18 protein-coding genes and 3 tRNA genes are annotated in these 20,060 nt (G+C 38.6%); 20 read left to right on the top strand and 1 reads right to left on the bottom strand.

The window, feature by feature from the left end; translation table 11 throughout:
- Positions 1 to 7 precede the first annotated feature (7 nt).
- From DWV85_RS08655 to DWV85_RS08640, 4 genes are all read left to right on the top strand, one after another.
- Complete coding sequence (locus tag DWV85_RS08655) at positions 8 to 799, top strand: thymidylate synthase (protein ID WP_058948043.1); 792 nt, start codon at positions 8 to 10, stop codon at positions 797 to 799.
- Positions 800 to 930: 131 nt separating this feature from the next.
- Positions 931 to 1,425, top strand: coding sequence for a dihydrofolate reductase (locus DWV85_RS08650; RefSeq protein ID WP_008715045.1), 495 nt, complete (start codon positions 931 to 933; stop codon positions 1,423 to 1,425).
- Entirely contained in the window at positions 1,422 to 3,734 is a 2,313-nt protein-coding gene (locus tag DWV85_RS08645) for a Tex family protein (RefSeq protein ID WP_058948042.1), read from the top strand. Before DWV85_RS08650 ends, DWV85_RS08645 begins: the two co-directional genes overlap by 4 nt.
- Before the next feature lie 262 nt (positions 3,735 to 3,996).
- Positions 3,997 to 5,481, top strand: coding sequence for an aldehyde dehydrogenase family protein (locus tag DWV85_RS08640; RefSeq protein WP_105086973.1), 1,485 nt, complete (start codon positions 3,997 to 3,999; stop codon positions 5,479 to 5,481).
- Between the two features lie 62 nt (positions 5,482 to 5,543).
- On the opposite strand, the gene DWV85_RS08635 is transcribed toward DWV85_RS08640, so the two are convergent.
- The gene (locus tag DWV85_RS08635; protein WP_058948040.1) at positions 5,544 to 6,119 is read right to left on the bottom strand and encodes a hypothetical protein; all 576 of its coding nucleotides are present in this window, start codon (positions 6,117 to 6,119) and stop codon (positions 5,544 to 5,546) included.
- A gap of 303 nt (positions 6,120 to 6,422) precedes the next feature.
- Between DWV85_RS08635 and DWV85_RS08630 the strand changes: the two genes are divergently transcribed.
- The 16 genes from DWV85_RS08630 to DWV85_RS08555 all read left to right on the top strand — a co-directional run bounded on the left by DWV85_RS08630 (position 6,423) and on the right by DWV85_RS08555 (position 19,834).
- Complete coding sequence (locus DWV85_RS08630; RefSeq protein WP_021148458.1) at positions 6,423 to 7,373, top strand: hypothetical protein; 951 nt, start codon at positions 6,423 to 6,425, stop codon at positions 7,371 to 7,373.
- A 21-nt stretch (positions 7,374 to 7,394) separates the two neighbouring features.
- Complete coding sequence (locus DWV85_RS08625; RefSeq protein ID WP_004695318.1) at positions 7,395 to 7,787, top strand: hypothetical protein; 393 nt, start codon at positions 7,395 to 7,397, stop codon at positions 7,785 to 7,787.
- A gap of 105 nt (positions 7,788 to 7,892) precedes the next feature.
- Positions 7,893 to 8,321: a hypothetical protein gene (locus DWV85_RS08620; protein ID WP_004695321.1), complete on the top strand. Its 429-nt coding sequence runs from the start codon at positions 7,893 to 7,895 to the stop codon at positions 8,319 to 8,321.
- Positions 8,322 to 8,418: 97 nt separating this feature from the next.
- The gene (locus DWV85_RS08615) at positions 8,419 to 9,966 is read left to right on the top strand and encodes a DEAD/DEAH box helicase (protein ID WP_004695322.1); all 1,548 of its coding nucleotides are present in this window, start codon (positions 8,419 to 8,421) and stop codon (positions 9,964 to 9,966) included.
- Between the two features lie 171 nt (positions 9,967 to 10,137).
- Positions 10,138 to 10,557: a Fur family transcriptional regulator gene (locus DWV85_RS08610; RefSeq protein WP_004695325.1), complete on the top strand. Its 420-nt coding sequence runs from the start codon at positions 10,138 to 10,140 to the stop codon at positions 10,555 to 10,557.
- A 193-nt stretch (positions 10,558 to 10,750) separates the two neighbouring features.
- Positions 10,751 to 11,587: a deoxyribonuclease IV gene (locus DWV85_RS08605; RefSeq protein WP_123138523.1), complete on the top strand. Its 837-nt coding sequence runs from the start codon at positions 10,751 to 10,753 to the stop codon at positions 11,585 to 11,587.
- 295 nt (positions 11,588 to 11,882) lie between these two features.
- Positions 11,883 to 13,115, top strand: a complete 1,233-nt coding sequence (locus tag DWV85_RS08600) for an exonuclease SbcCD subunit D (RefSeq protein WP_004695328.1) — start codon at positions 11,883 to 11,885, stop codon at positions 13,113 to 13,115.
- Positions 13,116 to 16,199, top strand: a complete 3,084-nt coding sequence (locus DWV85_RS08595; protein WP_123138522.1) for an SMC family ATPase — start codon at positions 13,116 to 13,118, stop codon at positions 16,197 to 16,199.
- Between the two features lie 92 nt (positions 16,200 to 16,291).
- On the top strand, positions 16,292 to 16,666 hold the full coding sequence (locus tag DWV85_RS08590) for a VOC family protein (protein WP_004695332.1): 375 nt from the start codon (positions 16,292 to 16,294) through the stop codon (positions 16,664 to 16,666).
- Positions 16,666 to 17,373 (top strand): tRNA threonylcarbamoyladenosine dehydratase, encoded by a 708-nt coding sequence (locus DWV85_RS08585; protein WP_004695334.1) that lies wholly within the window; start codon positions 16,666 to 16,668, stop codon positions 17,371 to 17,373. The genes DWV85_RS08590 and DWV85_RS08585 overlap by 1 nt, the downstream gene beginning before the upstream one ends.
- Positions 17,370 to 17,804 carry a peptidylprolyl isomerase gene (locus DWV85_RS08580; protein WP_004695336.1) on the top strand — a complete coding sequence of 145 codons (435 nt, stop codon included), beginning with the start codon at positions 17,370 to 17,372 and terminating at the stop codon, positions 17,802 to 17,804. Before DWV85_RS08585 ends, DWV85_RS08580 begins: the two co-directional genes overlap by 4 nt.
- A gap of 4 nt (positions 17,805 to 17,808) precedes the next feature.
- Positions 17,809 to 18,438 (top strand): hypothetical protein, encoded by a 630-nt coding sequence (locus DWV85_RS08575; protein ID WP_118091589.1) that lies wholly within the window; start codon positions 17,809 to 17,811, stop codon positions 18,436 to 18,438.
- An 83-nt stretch (positions 18,439 to 18,521) separates the two neighbouring features.
- Positions 18,522 to 19,361 (top strand): polyamine aminopropyltransferase, encoded by an 840-nt coding sequence (gene speE, locus DWV85_RS08570; RefSeq protein WP_004695340.1) that lies wholly within the window; start codon positions 18,522 to 18,524, stop codon positions 19,359 to 19,361.
- A gap of 218 nt (positions 19,362 to 19,579) precedes the next feature.
- Positions 19,580 to 19,655: transfer RNA gene (locus DWV85_RS08565), tRNA-His, on the top strand.
- Between the two features lie 24 nt (positions 19,656 to 19,679).
- A tRNA-Gln gene (locus DWV85_RS08560) sits at positions 19,680 to 19,754 on the top strand.
- 4 nt (positions 19,755 to 19,758) lie between these two features.
- Positions 19,759 to 19,834 (top strand) — tRNA-Lys (locus DWV85_RS08555).
- The last annotated feature ends 226 nt before the right edge of the window (positions 19,835 to 20,060 follow it).

Below are 20,060 nucleotides of genomic sequence, written 5' to 3'. Positions count from 1 at the left end.
GGGATAAATGAGCTTAGCAGATACACAATACCTCGGTATTATTGAAAATATTTTAGATCATGGCATTTATGGTCAAAATCGCACAGGCATTGCAACGTACAAATTGCCTCAACAAATCATGCAATTTGACTTGCAAGAGGAATTTCCAATTTTAACCACTAAATTTGTAGCTTTCAAAACAGCTGTAAAAGAATTATTGTGGATTTGGCAAATGCAGTCCAATGACGTGCGCAAATTGCAAGAAATGAATGTGCACGTATGGGATGAATGGATGCGTGAAGATGGTACTATTGGTAAAGCATACGGCTATCAAATTGCGAAGTACAAACAACTAGATAAGCTCATCAAAACGATTAAAGAAGATCCTGATAGCCGCCGAATGATTGTAACCCTTTGGAATATTGAAGATTTAGATGATATGGCGTTGCAACCATGTGCGTATGAAACCTTATGGGATGTAGGGGATGGTTACTTGAACTGCATGCTCATCCAACGCAGTGGCGACATGGGGCTTGGCGTCCCATTTAACACGGCTCAATATGCGGCATTACAATGTATGATTGCTCAAGTAACCGGTCTAAAACCAGGTAAATTTACACATGTTATCAACAATGCTCACATCTATGAAAATCACGTAGATGCATTGCGTGAGCAATTAGCACGTCGTGAACAAGCGTTGCCTGCTCCTAAAATTATTGTGAATCCTGAGGTAAAAGACTTCTATGACTTCACACCAGAGGACATTACCTTAGATGGATATGAACATTTAGGTAAATTATCCATGACTGTTGCTGTATAGCATTGTATTCATGACAATTGTTAAATAGCATAATATGTATGGCTATTGATATATAGTATTGTGTTCATAGCCATTGCTAAATAGTATAATTTATGACTGTTGCCATATAGTATTAACTGAAAGAGGGCAGTATGTTAGCATTAATCGTAGCCGTAGCACATAATCGTGTAATCGGTAAAGATAATACTTTGATTTGGCATTTGCCAAATGATTTGAAATTCTTTAAGGAAAAAACAACAGGACATGTTATTATCATGGGCCGTAAGACCTTTGAAAGCTTACCGTTCTTGTTGCCAAATCGTGAGCATTGGGTAATTACTCGTGATAAAGGCTTTGATGCACCAGAAGGTGTTAAGATTTTCCATAACCCTGAGGCGGCTGCTGAAGCCGCACGTGCGCTTGATGCGGCCTACGTTATTGGTGGCGCTCAAGTATACGAAGCTTTTCTACCTTATGTAGATACTATGTATATCACTGAAGTAGACCATGAATTTGATGGAGATGCATTTTTCCCTGAATTCTCAGAGGATGCTTTCACCATCGAATCCGTTGTAGACGGCATTGTGGATGAAAAGAATCAATATCCTCATCGTTTTGTAACCTATCGCAGAAAGGCAGCTAAATGAGTGAAAGAATGTTTGCCATTATCGGCAGTGAATTAAATGTTAAGCCAAAGCAGGTGCAAGCTGCCGTAGAATTGTTGGACGAAGGCAATACAGTACCATTTATTGCACGGTATCGTAAAGAGGTAACGGGCGAATTGCAAGATGAGCAATTGCGCACCATCGAAGAACGCATTAAATACTTGCGCAACTTAGAAACACGTCGCCAAGAAATCATTGCTTCTATTACAGAGCAAGAAAAGATGACAGACGAGTTGATGAAGTCTTTGGAAGCTGCTACAAAGCTACAAGAGTTAGAGGATTTGTATTTACCGTACCGTCCAAAGAAACGTACGCGTGCTATGATTGCCCGTGAACGTGGATTAGAGCCATTGGCTGATATGATTATCAACGATACGGTTACCTCTGGAGATCCGTTAGAGATTGCAAAAGAATACATAACAGAAGAGGTTCCTACGCCAGAGGATGCCATACAAGGCGCTTCTGATATAGTAGCGGAAATCGTCAGTGATAGTGCAGACTTCCGGGCGTACTTGCGTAAGAAGATGTGGAATGAAGGCTTTATTCAAGCTGAATTGAGCGGTGAAGAGGAAGAACAACAACAATTCTTGCAATACGCTGAATATGCTGAGCCTGTACGTCAAATGCCGTCCCATCGTATTTTGGCGGTTAATCGCGGCGAAAAATTAGGTGCTTTGAAATTGGCGCTCACCGTACCAGGTGACACCTATGTTGCTTATATGTTACAAAAGTTAGAGAAAAATCCGAAGTCAATCTTCGTAGAGTATAAAGCGGCTGCTGTAGCTGATGCGTACAAACGTCTTATTTTCCCAGCTTTAGAGCGTGAAATCCGCAATGAATTGACGGAAAAAGCCGATGAGCAAGCTATCAAGGTGTTTGGTGTAAATCTCAAAAATCTATTGTTACAACCACCATTGGCCGGACATGTTATCATGGGCCTTGACCCTGGTTACCGTACTGGCTGTAAAATGGCGATTATCGATCAACAAGGCAATGTGCTCGATTACGGTGCGTACTATTTAACAAATAGTGAAAAGCTTCGCAAGGAAGCTCAAAAGGTATTGGCTGATAAAATCCGTAAGTTTAAGGTTACTCTTTTATCTATCGGTAATGGTACTGCATCCTATGAAACAGAGCAATTTGCGTCTACTATGATTGAAGAGGAACAATTAGATTGCCACTATATCATTACTAATGAAGCGGGCGCATCTGTGTACTCAGCATCTAAATTGGCTATCGATGAGTTACCAGATTTAGACGTTACCATTCGAGGTGCCGTATCTATTGCACGCCGTGTACAAGATCCATTGGCTGAATCTGTTAAAATCGATCCTAAATCTATCGGCGTAGGTCAATATCAACATGATGTAAATCAAAAACAATTGACACATACCTTAGACCAAGTAGTTGAAACTGTAGTAAACCACGTTGGGGTAGAGCTAAATACTGCATCTCCAGCTATCTTGCAACATGTTGCAGGCATTTCTAGTGCGGTGGCTAAAAATATTGTTGCATACCGTCAAGAGAATGGTGTGTTTAAAAGCCGTAAGGAATTGCTAAAAGTACCTCGTTTAGGCCCTGCAGCCTTTACACAATGTGCTGGTTTCTTGCGCTTACAACACGGTAAAAATCCACTGGATAATACATCCGTCCATCCAGAGTCTTATGAATTGGCAGAGCGCATCATTGGTGAATTAGGCTTTACCTTAAAAGACTTACAAGATAAATCTCAATTAGAAGCATTGCAAGTAAAATTACCTCTTGTGGATGCCGATAAAATGGCTGCCAAGCTTGATGCGGGCGTGCCGACTGTTCGGGATATCTTGGCGGCTCTTGCAAAACCAGGTCGTGATCCTCGGGAAGATTTACCGGCTCCGCTTACTAGAAAACACGTAGTGAGCCTTGAAGATATCAAGGTCGGTACCGTTGTAAAAGGTACTGTTCATAACGTAGTTGATTTCGGAGCTTTTGTAGACTTTGGGCTTAAAACGAATGGTTTATTACACCGCAGCGAGCTTTGCAATAGCCGTCAACATCCATCAGATGTGCTTGCTGTAGGTGATATTATCGAAGCTCAAATCATTTCTGTTGACGTAAAGCGCAATCGCATCGGTCTGTCTGTAAAAGCATTACAACCAGAAAAACCAAAGAATAACGATAATAACCATAATAGAAATAATAATGGTCAACGTCGAAATAATGATAACCGAAATAACAACCGTAATAATGGCGGACGTCAAAATGATAATCACCATAATGGCTCTCTTAATAATGGGAATCGTCGAAACTGATAATTTCTTAGAAGACTAGTTAATCTACATTAATAGATTTTAAATGATAGTCATTCTTGACTAAAAGTCATTATACCAAAACCCGCACCCTCTATGATTTTAGAGGGTGCGGTTTTTCTATATAGCTAAAAACTATGTATATTAATGCAGAACAGATATATCGAAAATGATATATCTGATTGAAAAAATTAGATATAGGGAGTATGATGAAACCATAGAGGGGAAATTCCCTCAATCATATTCCTAAAGAGGAGGTAATGCAATGAGCTTGAACCTTAAAGAAAGATATGGACTTTTAATTAATAATGAATGGGTAAAGGCATCTGACGGTGCTGAATTTAATGTATATAACCCTGCTAATGGCGAACAACTCGCTATCTGTGCAGAGGCGACGAATGATGATGTTGATAAAGCTGTAGAGGCTGCAACAGAAGCTTTCAAAACATGGAAAAAAGTATCTCAAGTAGAACGTGCCGATTATTTGTTAAAAATTGCGGATGCTATCGATGCGCATAAAGAACATTTGGCGCAAGTTGAAACATACGACAATGGTAAACCTATCCGCGAAACATTGAATGTGGATATTCCACTTGGGGCTGACCATTTCCGTTATTTTGCAGGCGTGCTTCGTTCCGAAGAAGGCTCTGCACAAGTATTTGATGAAAATACATTGAGCCTTATTGTGCGCGAACCAATTGGCGTTGTAGGCCAAGTTGTACCTTGGAACTTCCCATTCCTAATGGCCGCTTGGAAATTGGCTCCAGCTCTTGCAGCAGGATGTACAGTTGTTATTAAACCTTCTAGCCACACATCTCTTAGCTTATTAGAACTTGGTGATATTTTAAAAGAAATCTTGCCGCCAGGTGTTGTAAACATCGTAACTGGTAAAGGTTCTAAATCTGGTCAATATATCCTTGATCATCCTGGTTTTAGCAAACTTGCTTTCACAGGCTCTACAGAGGTAGGTCTAGATGTATATAAAGCAGCATCTGAACGCTTGATTCCTGCCACATTGGAATTAGGTGGTAAATCTGCGAATATCTTCTTTGACGATGCGAACTGGAAACAGGCTCTTGATGGGGCAATGCTTGGTATCCTCTTCAACCAAGGTCAAGTATGCTGCGCAGGTTCCCGTATCTTTGTACAAGATACAATTTATGATAAATTCGTAGCTGAACTTGCCGCACTATTCGATAAGGTAAAAGTCGGGTTGCCTTGGGAAAAATCTACACAACTTGGTTCCTTAATTTACGAAGATCAAGTGAACAAAGTACTTAGCTATGTAGACCTTGCAAAAGAAGAAGGTGCTCGCATTGTAGCCGGTGGTGTACGTGTTACTGATGGCGAACTTGGTAAAGGTTGCTTTGTAAGACCTACACTTATTGTAGATGCTACAAATGATATGCGTGTAGCTCGCGAAGAAATCTTCGGCCCTGTAGCAGTTGTCATCAAATTCCACAGCGAAGAAGAAGTTATTGAACAAGCTAATGACAGCTTATACGGCCTTGGTGGTGGCGTATTTACTCAAAACATCAACCGTGCTATCCGCGTAGCTCGCGGTATCGAAACAGGTCGTATGTGGGTAAATACATATAACTCTATCCCTGCAGGCGCTCCATTTGGCGGTTACAAACAATCCGGTATCGGACGTGAAACTCATAAAGTTATCCTTGAGCACTACACTCAAATGAAAAACATCATCGTAAACTTGAGCGATAAACCATCTGGTTTCTACGATTTAGATTAATAACATATAAACTTCTCCGATGAACTATAACAAAGAGGCACCTCGAAAGAGGTGCCTCTTTATTAATATTGAGATAAACGGAATATTTTTCTATACGCCTCTGGTGCATTAGAACCATCAGAAGGTTTTATAATAACTCTAATATATATATCTTCTTTGAAGTCTGGATATGTTGTTGCATATTCTTTGCAGAATTGATCCATTCGATTGTAAAAATTTGTTACATCTTGGTTTTGTATGGCCGAATAGGGAATAGGCATTTCAATATACAAAGAAGATGTATCGTATGTAGCATAGGATAACTCCTCTTCTGTTATATAGTTTTTCATTAATGGGAATGCAGTTATTAACGGAATGTTGGTTATCAGTATTCGCTCCACTTGTGGTACAACAGGTGCAGAGGTATGCAAGGCTTCAGATATTTCAATGGGCATTTGTGGATATTTGTCAAAGGTGACTTGCCATCTATTGTTCCTATGAGACTCTAAGTGATATGTTAGATTAGGATAATCCTCATTTATATATTGTTGTACCTCATCTTCACTATAATGTGAGAGAAGATGACAACCCGTTGTTAGTATGAGGGATAGTATAATCAGTGGAAATAATATAAATCGTTTTAGGGCAAAAGGTTTCATTGTATATTCCTTTTATACTACTTTAGAAAGTTTAGTAAATCGTAATTGCTTAACAGGCACGTTTAATTTATTGGCGGAATTTTGGAGTACATTTTGGAGTACACTGTTTTAATTATATTATATCTAAATTAAATGTTTACTCATATAGCTGATTAATACCACACAACTCTCAATAAACCATAATAAAGAAGCAGCCCGAAAGAGGCGCCTTTTTTGTACTTAACAATAGTCTATTATATGTAAAAGTATAGGGTATGTTATAATTGTAGTCACATGAAATCGTGTTATTTAGAGAGGGTTATTATGAATTTGAAGAGAGTAATTAAATGGATTGGATATATTGTTGCCATAATGGTAGTGCTTTATATCCTCATATTGGGAGTATTGATATATTTCTTGGCAAGTGGAGACTTTAAAAATAGTCTGATTTATTTAAGTGACCTTCAAGAGAGTGGATTATATTATGGCAATGAAAACCGTAAGATTGCTGATAATGTAGTTGCTGTTCATGAGGTGGATAATAAACTTTATTATATAACTTTAGACGGTATTGGTATTTTTGATGAAAATGTAAGTTTGTTAGATGCTTGGAATAAAGATATTAATAAATATAACACTTTCATTCCTCGGATAGATGCTAAAGAAACGCAATTTAATGTGAGTCTTGATGAGTTATATCCTAATATTTCTAGTCTTGATGAAAGTGATAGAGATATATGGAATGAAATCTTTTTTGATAGTGAGAAACGATATACAGGTCCACACGCTGGATATACTATAAAGCTACCTTTCTATGTATCATATAGAAAGGAAGATATGGTTAAGCATAATGATATAGTAGATCTTTCTACAGGAACTATTATTGGTAAGTATGGTAGTGAGCATATTTATAGAAACAACGCTTATTATAATTTTGAATTCAGAAAATTGACTAAAATTGATTTTTCTCAGAAAACTATATATAGCTATTATTCTGATAGTCTTGATATCGGTCGGTTTAGCAAGAATAATGCAGATGATGAGAGATATGAATCTTATGCACGAAATGAGCTAAATAAAGTAAGAACGAAAGACATAGAGGTATTAACTAATTTACTAAATCAACGATTCATCGTGTTTAATTCCTTTAACGAGTTTTCTGATTTTGATAAAATTACCTTTGAAGCATTAACCATTGATGCAATTAAAAATCGGAAGGCATTGCAGTTAGGCCCGTTAGAAAACCAGACACTTCGTCAGTATTTGAGTCGGTAACCATATAGTGGAAGGTGGAAGATGAATAAACTTGAAATATTAGGATATATTTGGATTTTTATATCTATATCCTTATCTATGGGGTTATATAAACTTGAGATCAGTAAACGTGTCATTGATGAAGAATATGAATATATCAAAAAACATAGAGCTTTTGGCGATTTAACCAAGTATTTAGCAATAATTGCAATTGTAAGTATAGTTCTATTAAATTTTAAATTTCTAATTGACAAAGATTATGTATTTATGGCCCGCTTTGGTGTTGCTTGGGGCGTATTCGTACTTTTTATAATGTGTACAGGTTTTTATCAAAAGCGGAATAGTTTGTATTATAAACGTGGCCTTTTTGCTATTTTTTCTATATTATTTGGTATTGCTGGTTTAGGTTATGCATTAAAGAATATGTTCTTTTAGTAGTAAATATATCAATTCAGATTTTATCAATATAGTGTTGTTTTGTGTGGGCACTTATGGAATGATTTTTAGAAATAAAAAAATGATTAAAGGACAGTATAATTCATGATTCAATTAGATTATCTATTAATTATAGGAATATTGCTTAGTGTTTTGCTTTTTCTTTTGGTTGGCGTATTTTACTATAGTAAATCTAAATTTTTAAAGGGACTCAATATTTGGTTTTTAATAATACTTAGCGTTTTATTAAGTTATTTATTATATCCCTTATATGAACTGACAGATTATAGAGAAGAATTTACGACATTAGTTATTATTGCTGCGATAATCATTAAAATAATTATCAATTTATCTATATTTATGATCACTGATAAAATAAGAACGAAATGGATTTCTAAATTAATTTTGATTCTATGGGTTGTTCTTGTTGAATGCTTGTATATACCTATTCATTTGTCATATCTTGTTTTGTTATGTGTATCAGGTGGAATTGTGTTGATTGAACATTTTAAGGGGAAAAGAAATCCTATTTAGCTTAGATTCAGAATTACTTTTATAGCGCTCGCCCTCGAAATATGATATACTACTTAAATGCGCATAGTTCGTGCGCGATAGGAGGAAACACATTTAGATGTTAGAAAAATTTGAACAATTAATGATTAGCGAACCTGTTCTAAGAGCGTTAAACGATATGGGCTTTGAAGAGCCTACGCCAATTCAACAGGAAGCTATCCCAGTTGCCATGAGCGGTAAGGACATGATCGGTCAAGCTCAAACAGGTACTGGTAAGACAGCAGCATTTGGCTTGCCTGTATTGGAACGCGTAGACGGGAATGAGCGTCACGTTCAAGTAGTTATTTTATCCCCTACACGAGAATTAGCTATTCAAGTAGCTGAAGAGCTTAACAAAATGGCTCAGTACACGAATATCACAGCACTACCAATCTACGGTGGTCAAGATATTAATCGTCAGTTCCGTGCCTTGAAAAAGAACCCTCAAATCATCGTTGCCACTCCTGGCCGATTGATGGATCATATGGATCGTGGTTCTATTAAATTTGACCATGTGAAAGTTGTGGTATTGGACGAAGCCGACGAAATGTTAAATATGGGCTTTGTTGATGATATCAATAAAATCTTGGGTGCTATCCCAGAAGACCATCAAACATTGTTGTTCTCTGCTACGATGCCTAAAGCTATCCAACAATTAGCTGAAACATATTTGACAGAGCCAACATTGATCCGCATGAAACCGACTCAAGTTACGATGGACTTGATCGAACAATACTATATCGAAGTGCAAGACCGTCAAAAATTCGATGTTCTTTGTCGTTTGTTTGATATCCAAACACCTGAACTTGCTATTATTTTCACGCGTACGAAACGTCGTGTTGATGAAGTGACAGAAGGTCTTAAGAAACGTGGTTACATGGCGGAAGGCATCCATGGCGACTTGTCTCAACAAAAACGGGACAGCGTAATTCGCCAATTCCGCGAAGGTACCATTGATATTCTCGTGGCTACAGATGTGGCAGCTCGTGGTCTTGATATTTCTGGCGTGTCTCACGTATATAATTATGATATGCCTCAAGATCCTGAAAGCTACACACACCGCGTAGGTCGTACAGGTCGTGCCGGTAAAGCAGGTCAAGCTTTCACGTTCGTTATCCCTCGTGAAATGGAGCATTTACATGCTATCGAACGTTTAACAAAACGTAAAATTGCACGTCGTCGTGCACCTTCATTAGGTGAAGTTCTTGAAGGTCAACAACGTTTGGCAATTGAAAGCCTCGTTGAAATGACAGATAATTTAGAAGCATTGGCGCCTTTCAAATCTAGTGCTGAGGAATTGTTGAATGATACAGATTCCGTAACACTTTTGGCGGCAGCTCTTAAATTGTTAACAAAAGAACCAGATACTACTCCTGTAAATATTACAGAAGAAAAACCATTGCGCGTACGCCGTCGTCGTGAAAGTGGTCGTAGTGATCGTCGCCGTCGTGATGGTAATCGTCGTCGAGATGACCGCCCACGTCGCAGTCGCGATGATCGTAGAAGTGATCGTCGCAATGACCGTAAAGGTGACCGTCGCAGAGATGATCGTAAATCTGATCGTCCGCGTGGAGAGAAAAAAACTCGCCATCAAAGTGAAGGTTTTAAGCCTTACTTTAAAGACTAATAGGATGTGGATTGCTTCTGGGCAATCCACATTTTTTATTACTTAATAGTTAATACTATTTATCTTGATAAGTGTTGATAATTTTGATATAATAAATAATAATTATTTCTTGTAAACGGTCGATAATGGCCTATGCCTTATAGATTTCCAAGTGGAGAAAGGTAGATTATTATGGATATCGCACAAATTTTGCGTAGTCAGGGGTTTAAAGTAACCCCACAACGTATTGCGATTTATGATGCTTTGCGTGGTCATCATGATCATCCAACAGCAGAGATGTTGTATCATACGTTGCGCCCAGAACATCCAAGCATGAGCTTGGCTACAGTGTATAAGACGATGGAGATTTTTGAAAAAATCGGTCTTGTTAAAATTCTAGAAGTTGGTGATGAGCGCGCTCATTACGATTGGGACACACAAGCTCATTCCCATATCCGTTGCATTCGTTGTAATAAGGTAGAGGACATGATGGGCATTGATTTGAAAGCTATCAAAACGATTGCTGATCAAGGTAGTGAATATCAAATCACAGGTCAACATATTACCTTCGAAGGTGTTTGCCCTGAGTGTGCAAAAAAAGAAAGTCATTAATAGATAACCCCTGTTGTTGAAGGGCTCCTTCACGGCAGGGGTTATATTAGTTATCATATATCTTTATCTATTAGTGTTATAGAATAGCTATAGTAACAAAAATAGCTATAAGCATAATACAATAGATATTAGAGTTAGGCGTTTTATAATTATAAAATTGTAGAAATCGTATAGTCATATATAGAGGAGTATTATGTTTGTAATAGGCAGTCACTTATCAATTAGCAAAGGTTATTTACATATGGGCAAGGAAGCGACTAAAATTGGGGGCAATACGTTCCAATACTTTACGCGCAACCCTCGCGGTGGTAGCATGCGAGCTCTCGATGTTGAGGATATGAATAACCTTAGTATATATATGAAAGAACACAACTTTGGTAGCTTGTTGGCCCATGCACCGTATACTTATAACCCATGTGCCGCCAAAGAGGATTTACGCGCTTTTGCGAAGCAATCTATGATGGAAGATTTAGAGCGTATGGAATATTTGCCAGGTCAAATGTATAACTTTCACCCTGGTAGCCATGTGAAGCAAGGCGTAGATCAAGGTATTGAGTACATTGTAGAGTGCTTGAATGAAATCTTATTCCCAGGTATGAAGACAACAGTCCTCTTGGAAGTAATGGCTGGTAAGGGTACAGAAATTGGCTCTCGTTTTGAAGAAATTGCACGCATCATCGATGGCGTAAAACTAAAAGAGTACATGGGTGTGTGTGTTGATACTTGCCATATTCACGAAGGGGGTTATGATATCGTACATAATCTCGATGGCGTTATTGACGAGTTCGATCGAATTGTAGGTCTTGATCGTTTGAAAGCCATTCATTTGAATGACTCTAAAAATCCTATGGGTGCTCATAAAGATCGTCATGAAAAAATTGGGGAAGGACATATTGGTATCGATGCTATTGCTCGCGTTGTAACACATCCTAAATTGACGAACTTGCCATTCTATTTGGAAACACCAAATGAATTGGACGGTTACGCAAAGGAAATTGCTATGCTACGTTCTATCGTAGAGAATAAATAATTAAAATACAGAAGTTAATTTAGTTATATAATAAATATGTAGAATACCTGATGCTATACTAGTTATTGCAAATACACAAAGTTATTAAAACTATTAAAGCTGTTAAAGCTATTAAAGCTATATAAAGCTATATAAAGCTATATAAAGCTATATAAAGCTATATAAAGTTATATAAAGTTATATAAAGTTATATAAAGTTATTGAATTTCCATAAACTTATGGGACTAAGAGCTCGTTTTGGCATTTGAATACATACATTGTGTAAGGTATAGGGAGAACTGGAAAGGGGGACAAAATGCGTTTTTTACATACTGCCGATTGGCATTTAGGGCGTATTTTTTATGGCCAGTACTTAACAGAGGACCAAGCTCATGTATTGGAACATCAGTTTTTTAATATTTTGAAAGATGAAAACATCGATGGCATATTGCTCGCAGGGGATATTTTTGATAGAGCGGTGCCACCCATTGAAGCTATCGAATTGTGGGACTCCATCATCACTCGTCTCGCTATGGACTACAAGGTACCTTTCTTTGTGGTGAGTGGTAATCACGATGGGGCGGAACGTCTTGAAGTGGGACGCTCTATGTTGAGTCAATCGGGTATCCATATTTGGGGCTCTCCTCATCACGCGTTGATGCCTTTTGAATTTGAAGGGACAGATGGCAAGGTGGCAATTTGTCCTATGCCTTTTAGTGAACCCCGGCGCATAGGAGAGGCTTTATTTGCTGATGTAGAGGCTACTAATGCAGAATCTACCGATACTGAAATTGCTGACATAGTAACACAGTGTTATGAGCAAAATTGCGAAAGCGCTTTGAATCTTCACAATTATGACCAAATGTATCAGGCTTGGAGCGACCACTTGTATAAACAAGTACCTAAGGGGATGCGCAGTATCGCTATTAGCCATGCCTTTGTTATGGGCGGTGAAGTAGGGGGTTCAGAGCGTACCTTGTCTGTAGGTGGCAGCGAACAGGTAAATCCTCAAGTCTTTAAAGACTTTCACTATACTGCCTTGGGACATTTACATGGGCCTCAACGAATGGGTGCAGATTATATTCGCTATAGTGGCTCTCCATTAAAATATTCCTTTGATGAACATATGCAGAAGAAGTCTTTCACCATCATTGATATGGATACAAAGGGGAACGTAGATATTAGTACGATTCCTGTAGAGGCGAAGCGAGATGTAGTTATTTTGGAAGGATATTTTGAAGACCTGTTAAATGATAAAGCATTACAGGCTAAACATAGGGATGATTATGTGCAAGCCCGTTTACTTGATACGATGCCGATTATGGATGGAATGGCTAAACTGCGCCAGGTATATCATCGTTGTATGACCATTGATCTAGTTGGTCGCGTGGCAGGGCCTGTAGCAGATATGGGTGAGGCAATTTTCAAAGAATTAAATGAACGTGATCTATTTAATCAGTTTGCAGAAACTGTGTGGAAGGAACCTTTAACAGAGAAAGAACAGCAATATATCAACTCTGTATGGGACCGAATTCTTAAGGAGGACTAAATGAAGCCTATATCATTAACTATAGAAGCCTTTGGTCCGTATCGTGATTCGGTCACTTTAGATTTTAATGAGCTTCAAGACCATTCCATGTTTCTCATTGCTGGTCCTACGGGGGCAGGGAAAACATCAATCTTAGATGCCATAGTGTATGCCTTGTATGGTGAGCCGAGTGGAGAAGTACGCAAAACAGATGCTATTCGCAGTGACTTTGCAGAACCTCATCGTATGACTCGTGTCGATTTCTCCTTTGCTATTGGCAATGCACAATATCGTGTTGAACGATTACCGAAACAGATGGTAGCAAAGAAACGTGGTACAGGGATGCGTGAGCAGAATGCTAGCGCTACTGTATATGAGAAGAAAGATGGTGAGTGGAAGGTCATTGCTACCTCTGCTGTCGCCATTCGCGATACTATTCAGCAAATTATAGGATTTCGTAAGGATCAGTTCTTACAAGTTGTGCTATTACCTCAAGGGGAATTCCGAAAGTTGCTAGTGGCCTCTACGAGTGAACGTGAGGAATTACTACATACACTTTTTAGAACGGAGCTATATCGAAAATTACAAGAAGCACTGAAGGCTGCTTATGATGAAGCAAAGGCAGGTATTGAAGAAAATCTAACTAAGCAAACTGCATTTATGCAGTCCATCCCTCATGATGGAGCGACTCCAATGGTAACCATTGAGCATGTGCGTGAGTTACTAGCAAATCGGGGCCCACATCGAGATGCTCTCGCGGTAGAACGAGATGAGGCAGTAACCGTGGTAGAACAGTTTAATGTGCTCCGAAATCAATGGTCTTTATATAATCAGGCTCAACAATCTCTTGCTGAGGCTACTTCGAAACTTGACATGGTGAAAGCAAGGAAAACTGAGCGTGTAAATCTAAGCGAAAAGGTTCAGTTCCTTAACTCTTTGGCACCAACTCATGAATTATATAAACAATATATTGAGAAACAAGCTGTATTAAAAACTTTAGAACAAGCCCTTTCAGATACGAAAGAACATGTAGAACTAGCAACTCAACATGAGGCTAAATGTTTAGACGTATACAGTGACTTAGAAGGTCAAGCTGAAAGTATACAAGCTAAAAGAACTACTTTGGCTCAATTTCAACAACAAGCAGAGAAGTTTAATGAATTAGATGTATTGAAAAAGGAATTGTCCACATTACAGAGTAATTTAGAAGAATTAGATAGTAAAAAAAGCGAGGATGCCTTAGCTAAACAACGGAAGCTTGTGAAAACTTTAGAAAACGACTTAGAACGTTTGCGTAAACAGTTACGAGATAATAACAAATTCTTAGAGGATGCTAATGTTATTCAAGGGCAACTAAATGATTTACATAGATATTCTGAATTGCTAGAAGAAATTAATAAGGTACAAAAAGAAATCGACGATAAAGGTCAAACGTTAGCGTCTTTAGATGAAACCTTGCAGGTTGCAAAGGTACATCTTGAACGATTAGAGCATCTAATGCAAGAAGGGCGTGCCTTTGAGCTAGTTCATTTAGTTGTAGATAATGAGCCTTGTCCGGTTTGTGGCTCTACAGATCATCCACGGTTAGCAGCTAAGCCGGAGATGTATCCGACTAAGGATGAAATTGAAGAGGCTCGCAAAACCCGTGACGTGGCACTGCAAAAGCAAGCTAGCGAAGTGGGACAACAGAAAACATTAGATGCTCGTCTTAAGGAGTTAGCTAAGTTAGAAGTAGAACAATGTTCCAAACTTAAGTCATCTATGGATGGTTTTTCTAAGAAAAACTTTACATCTGTTCAACAAGATTTGTTGACTAAAATGGAGCGACTTACAGCTTTACATGGTGAGTCTGAATTGTTGAGTAAGACTATAGCTGACAATGAACATAAGTTAAAAGTAGCTAGAGATAAGTTAGCAACTTTAGAACTTGCCCATAATGAATTACTTAAAAATCTACACGACCTAGAAATTCGTATTAGCTCAGTACAAGCTAACATTGATGCTCTATCTAAAACTTTACCAATCACGGATATAGATGCATGGCAAAAACAGGTAGAGTCATTGGATAGTGATATTACACTCTACGATGAGCAGGTGAAAGTTAGCAAAACTAATTTAGATACTGCTCGAGAACAATTGAATGCCAAACGCGGACGCTTAGAAACTTTGTCCTCTCAAGTAAAAGAAGAAACAAAAAATCTTATTTTGATGTATAAGAACTATACAAAGTCATTACAATCCATTTCTTTAACAGAGAATGATTTTGTAGAGGCTTTACGTGATATTAAAGAGATAGAGACCTATAGAATACAGCTGCATGCTTTGGATGAAGCCTTTAATAAAGCACAAGCTGTATATGATGCGGCGTTAAAGGTAGCAGAAACTGTGGTTAAACCAAGTGATACTGTTTCTGATGAAATCTATGCTACAGCAGTAGAGCATCGAGATATATTAGTAGGTAATCTTGCGGCATGGGATAAAGAAACAAAGCATATCGAAACTACGCTCACCTCATTAGAAGCACTCGAAGCTGCTATGGGCGAGGCTCGTGAAAAGGTGAAGTTCTTAAGCCGATTAAATGATCTCGCTAATGGTGGGGAGCAAGGCTTTAAAAATGTTACCTTTGAACGCTATGTACTGGGGGCTATTTTAGATGAGGTTGTATATGCTGCTAATTTACGACTTCAGAAGATGAGTCGCAACAGATATTCCTTGGAAAGATCCGACTATACAGGTGGTGGTCGTGGCAAGCAAGGCCTCGACTTGGCGGTTATGGATGCTTTTACAGGCCAATCTAGGCCAGCAAATACCTTATCTGGTGGTGAAACATTCTTGGCCTCTATGGCGCTTGCCTTGGGATTAGCGGATGTTATCCAAAGTTATGCTGGTGGCATCCATATGGATACGATGTTTATTGATGAAGGTTTTGGTACACTCGATCCAGATACATTGGAACTCGCCATGGAAACATTGTTACAGTTGCAATCGTCAGGACGTCTCATCGGCATCATTTCTCATGTACCTGAGTTAAAGTCTCGTATACCTGCTCATTTAGACGTGACTCGAGGTGACGACGGTAGTACGGCAAAATTTGTTATTAACTAGATATCATAAACTAGATATAGATTTGCCAAATGTGTTACTATAAAAAGAGGAGAATTCCTACAAAAACATCCTGTATTTACGAAGGGGGTTCTATGAAGTTTTCGTTTGCTCATAATAATATAAATGTTAAAGACCTTGATAAAAGTCTAGCATTCTATAAAGAGGCGTTATTGCTCGAGGAGTCTCGTCGTTTGGAAGACCCAAGCGGTGCTTTTACCCTCGTGTATTTAAAAAGTCCTTATACAGCACATGAATTAGAACTTACATGGTTGCGTGACTGGGATCGTCCTTATAATTTGGGGGATAATGAATTCCACTTGGCATTCTATGTAGATGACTATGAAGCGGCTCTTAAAAAGCATAAAGAAATGGGCGTTGTTGCTTATGAGAATGCTGATATGGGTATTTATTTCATAGCAGATCCAGATGGATATTGGACAGAAATCATTCCGGCGGGGAAATATTAATGGAATATATGTTAACCCGTTTAGAGTGGTTGGTTGGTCCCAATAAAATCCAAACATTAAGAGACACGTCTATCGCGCTCTTTGGTGTAGGTGGCGTAGGTGGTGGTGCCCTTGAGGCATTGGTGCGAGCTGGTGTAGGTCGCATCGTCATTATCGATGGAGATTCCATAGCGCCTAGCAATTTGAACCGTCAAATGATTACGACTCATAATACGATTGGGGAACGTAAGGTAGAGGTAGCAAAGGCGCGAGCTCTTTCTATCAATCCTGATGTGGTGATAGAAACTCATGATATTATGTATACTGAGGAAAACTATCCTGGATTTATTCAAAGCTTGAACGTTGATTATGTTATTGACGCCATCGATATGGTAACGGCAAAACTTAATATCATTGAGGTTTGTCAACGTGAAAGCATCCCTGTTATTTCTTGTATGGGCGGAGGTAATCGCTTTTACCCGGAAAAACTTATGATTGCAGATATCAATAAGTCTCATACATGTCCTTTGGCACGCGTTATGCGTCGGGAACTCAAAAAACGGGGTATAAAAAAACAATTAGTTTTATTTTCTACTGAAAAACCGACAAAACCACAGTTTCGTGGTGATGCTACAAGTCCTGGGACATGTAGTTTTGTGCCACCAGTGGCAGGTTTTATATTAGCAGCACATGTGTTGCGTACAATTTTGGAGGTACCTGAACAATGAAAAAAGCGAAAATCCATATGGCTGACGGCGGCGATATCGTAATTGAATTATTTGAAAAAGAAGCGCCTGGCACAGTACAAAACTTTATCGACTTGATTAACAAAGGCTTCTACAATGGCCTTCGTTTTCACCGTGTAATTCCTGGTTTCGTAGCACAAGGTGGTTGTCCTAATGGCAACGGTACAGGTGGTCCTGGCTATACAATTAAAGATGAATTAGTTGGCAATCCGCATAAACATGAGCGCGGTGCTTTATCTATGGCTCACCGTGGCCCTAATACTGGTGGTAGTCAGTTCTTTATTGTATATGAGCCACAACCTCATTTAGATGGTGTACATACTGTATTTGGTAAAGTCATTGAAGGTATGGATGTAGTTGATGGTATCCAACAAGGTGCTATCATGGAAACTGTAGAAGTAATCGAAGGTTAATCTCATGAATGAAGTATCTATTAAACATCCAGAATGGCTATATATCGATGTAAATGGTAAAACATCATATGGGTATGACCAAGAGTGGTTCACTGATGAGTGGCAACGCTTGTCTGGTTGTGGGCCTACATCGGCATCACAAGTATTGGGCTATTCGCTATTTAGGGATGGCTTATTAGATCTAGAAACCACATCCGACCAAACGCTTGCTTTAGAACGGATGAACTTAGTTTGGAAATATGTAAAGCCACGTTTTGGTGGTGGTGTTTATAAAACTCAATGGATGGAACGTGGTCTTACTCGCTTACTCGAGGATAAAGGTCTATCTTATGATGTACATATGTTGAATGTATCTCCGTTCTGTGCATCACGCGTAGAGGTGGAGGCTGCAGCTCAGTTTATACATGATGCATTGGCACAGGATGTGCCTGTAGCATTTTTAAATCGTCATAAAGGAAAAGAAAAGGCTCTTTATACATGGCATTGGGTTCCGATTCACAAGATGTTTATGGACGGTGATGATATCCGCTGTGGCATCTTTGATGAAGGTGAAATTCGTGATTTTTCTTTGGCGAATTGGATGAAAGACACTATTTTAGGTGGTGGATTCTGTTACATTAGTCGCAAAGAGTAAGTAACAGGATAATTAAAGTAATATATATACGCATCGCAGTGATTTGCGATGCGTATTGTAGTATAAATAGTAGGAGGTACTACATGAGTCAATGGATTACTGAGGAACAAACACCTCACTTACGTCTAAGCGCTGAAGCGGAAGAAGTGCTTTACTCTGGGGAATCTGAGTTTCAAAAAATTGAAGTTTTTAAATCAAAAGAGTATGGTATGATGCTCGCTTTAGATGGTGTTTTTCAAACATCTGAGCGTGAAGAGTTTATCTATCATGAAATGATGAGCCATATCCCTTTGTTCTTACATCCTAATCCTGAACGTGTCTTGATTATCGGTGGTGGTGATGGTGGCGTAGCTAGAGAATGTGTACGTCATGATTGTGTAAAAGAAGTAACAATGGTTGAAATCGATGGTAAGGTTGTAGAGTTGGCAAAACAATATCTACCAACTATTGCTAAAGCTATGATTGAAAACCACCCTAAATTGACTGTAAAAATTGGTGATGGTATTGGTTTCATGGCAGAAGCAGAAGATTACTATGATGTAATTATCGTGGATTGTTCCGATCCAATCGGTCCTGGTGAAGGCTTATTTACAGAAGAATTCTATAAGAATACATTAAAAGCTTTGAAAGCTGATGGCTTGTTTGTACAACAAACAGAATCTCCGATGTTACATCAACCATTAGTGGAAAAAGTTTTTGGTTACGTTAATAGCCATTTCCCAATTGCTCGCTTATATACAGCTTTCATTCCAATCTATCCTGCAGGGATGCATTGTTTCACCTTGGGGTCCAAAACATTTGATCCTCTAACATGGACTCCAAACCGAGAACAAAACTTTGAAACTAAGTACTATAATGCAGACATTCAAAAAGCTGCTTTTGCATTGCCAAATTTTGTAAAAAATTATTTGCCAACTAAGTAAATAATATGTATAATGGGGGAGCACCATTTGTGAAATGAAAGTTTCCGATAGTGCTTCCTTATTTATATGAGGATTAAAGGGCTTATATTAGAGATAACACAATCAAAAGTTTCGGTTGTAAAAATTAATGAAATTGAGAAAAAGGTGTTGACACAAATCTCTAGAAAAGATATAATTCTCTTTGTTACGAAGACAATGTCTTCGATACCTACAAGGTGGTGGGTATGGTGAAGCGGTTAACACGGCGGATTGTGGCTCCGTTACGCGTGGGTTCGATCCCCACTACTCACCCCATAACCTACACATCGTAATCACTGTAGGGGTGTCGCCAAGTGGTAAGGCAACGGACTTTGACTCCGTTATGCGCTGGTTCGATCCCAGCCACCCCTGCCAACATGACTCACTAGCTCAGTTGGCAGAGCACCTGACTTTTAATCAGGGTGTCCCGCGTTCGAGTCGCGGGTGAGTCACCAAATTAAAACTCACAAACTTCGGTTTGTGAGTTTTCTATCTCTATTTTTAGAGATTTTGGTTATGATTGTGAGTATAAATTTAATCAAAAATTGGTTGAAAAATCTTTGGAAAAGAGGTTGACGATTTAAGGTTAGATTGATATACTATACAAGTCGTTAGGGCGCAGAACTAACGTAACAGATCTTTGAAAACTGAACAATGATAGGTAATCAATCAAAACGATTG

Source organism: Veillonella sp. AF13-2, from assembly GCF_003603295.1.
Lineage (GTDB): Bacteria > Bacillota > Negativicutes > Veillonellales > Veillonellaceae > Veillonella > Veillonella parvula_E.
This window is presented reverse-complemented; position numbering and strand designations above follow the sequence as displayed.

Coding starts and splice junctions, on each gene's coding strand:
- DWV85_RS08655 (WP_058948043.1), top strand. CDS start 8: ATGAGCTTAGCAGATACACAATACCTCGGTATTATTGAAAATATTTTA.
- DWV85_RS08650 (WP_008715045.1), top strand. CDS start 931: ATGTTAGCATTAATCGTAGCCGTAGCACATAATCGTGTAATCGGTAAA.
- DWV85_RS08645 (WP_058948042.1), top strand. CDS start 1,422: ATGAGTGAAAGAATGTTTGCCATTATCGGCAGTGAATTAAATGTTAAG.
- DWV85_RS08640 (WP_105086973.1), top strand. CDS start 3,997: ATGAGCTTGAACCTTAAAGAAAGATATGGACTTTTAATTAATAATGAA.
- DWV85_RS08635 (WP_058948040.1), bottom strand. CDS start 6,119: ATGAAACCTTTTGCCCTAAAACGATTTATATTATTTCCACTGATTATA.
- DWV85_RS08630 (WP_021148458.1), top strand. CDS start 6,423: ATGAATTTGAAGAGAGTAATTAAATGGATTGGATATATTGTTGCCATA.
- DWV85_RS08625 (WP_004695318.1), top strand. CDS start 7,395: ATGAATAAACTTGAAATATTAGGATATATTTGGATTTTTATATCTATA.
- DWV85_RS08620 (WP_004695321.1), top strand. CDS start 7,893: ATGATTCAATTAGATTATCTATTAATTATAGGAATATTGCTTAGTGTT.
- DWV85_RS08615 (WP_004695322.1), top strand. CDS start 8,419: ATGTTAGAAAAATTTGAACAATTAATGATTAGCGAACCTGTTCTAAGA.
- DWV85_RS08610 (WP_004695325.1), top strand. CDS start 10,138: ATGGATATCGCACAAATTTTGCGTAGTCAGGGGTTTAAAGTAACCCCA.
- DWV85_RS08605 (WP_123138523.1), top strand. CDS start 10,751: ATGTTTGTAATAGGCAGTCACTTATCAATTAGCAAAGGTTATTTACAT.
- DWV85_RS08600 (WP_004695328.1), top strand. CDS start 11,883: ATGCGTTTTTTACATACTGCCGATTGGCATTTAGGGCGTATTTTTTAT.
- DWV85_RS08595 (WP_123138522.1), top strand. CDS start 13,116: ATGAAGCCTATATCATTAACTATAGAAGCCTTTGGTCCGTATCGTGAT.
- DWV85_RS08590 (WP_004695332.1), top strand. CDS start 16,292: ATGAAGTTTTCGTTTGCTCATAATAATATAAATGTTAAAGACCTTGAT.
- DWV85_RS08585 (WP_004695334.1), top strand. CDS start 16,666: ATGGAATATATGTTAACCCGTTTAGAGTGGTTGGTTGGTCCCAATAAA.
- DWV85_RS08580 (WP_004695336.1), top strand. CDS start 17,370: ATGAAAAAAGCGAAAATCCATATGGCTGACGGCGGCGATATCGTAATT.
- DWV85_RS08575 (WP_118091589.1), top strand. CDS start 17,809: ATGAATGAAGTATCTATTAAACATCCAGAATGGCTATATATCGATGTA.
- speE (WP_004695340.1), top strand. CDS start 18,522: ATGAGTCAATGGATTACTGAGGAACAAACACCTCACTTACGTCTAAGC.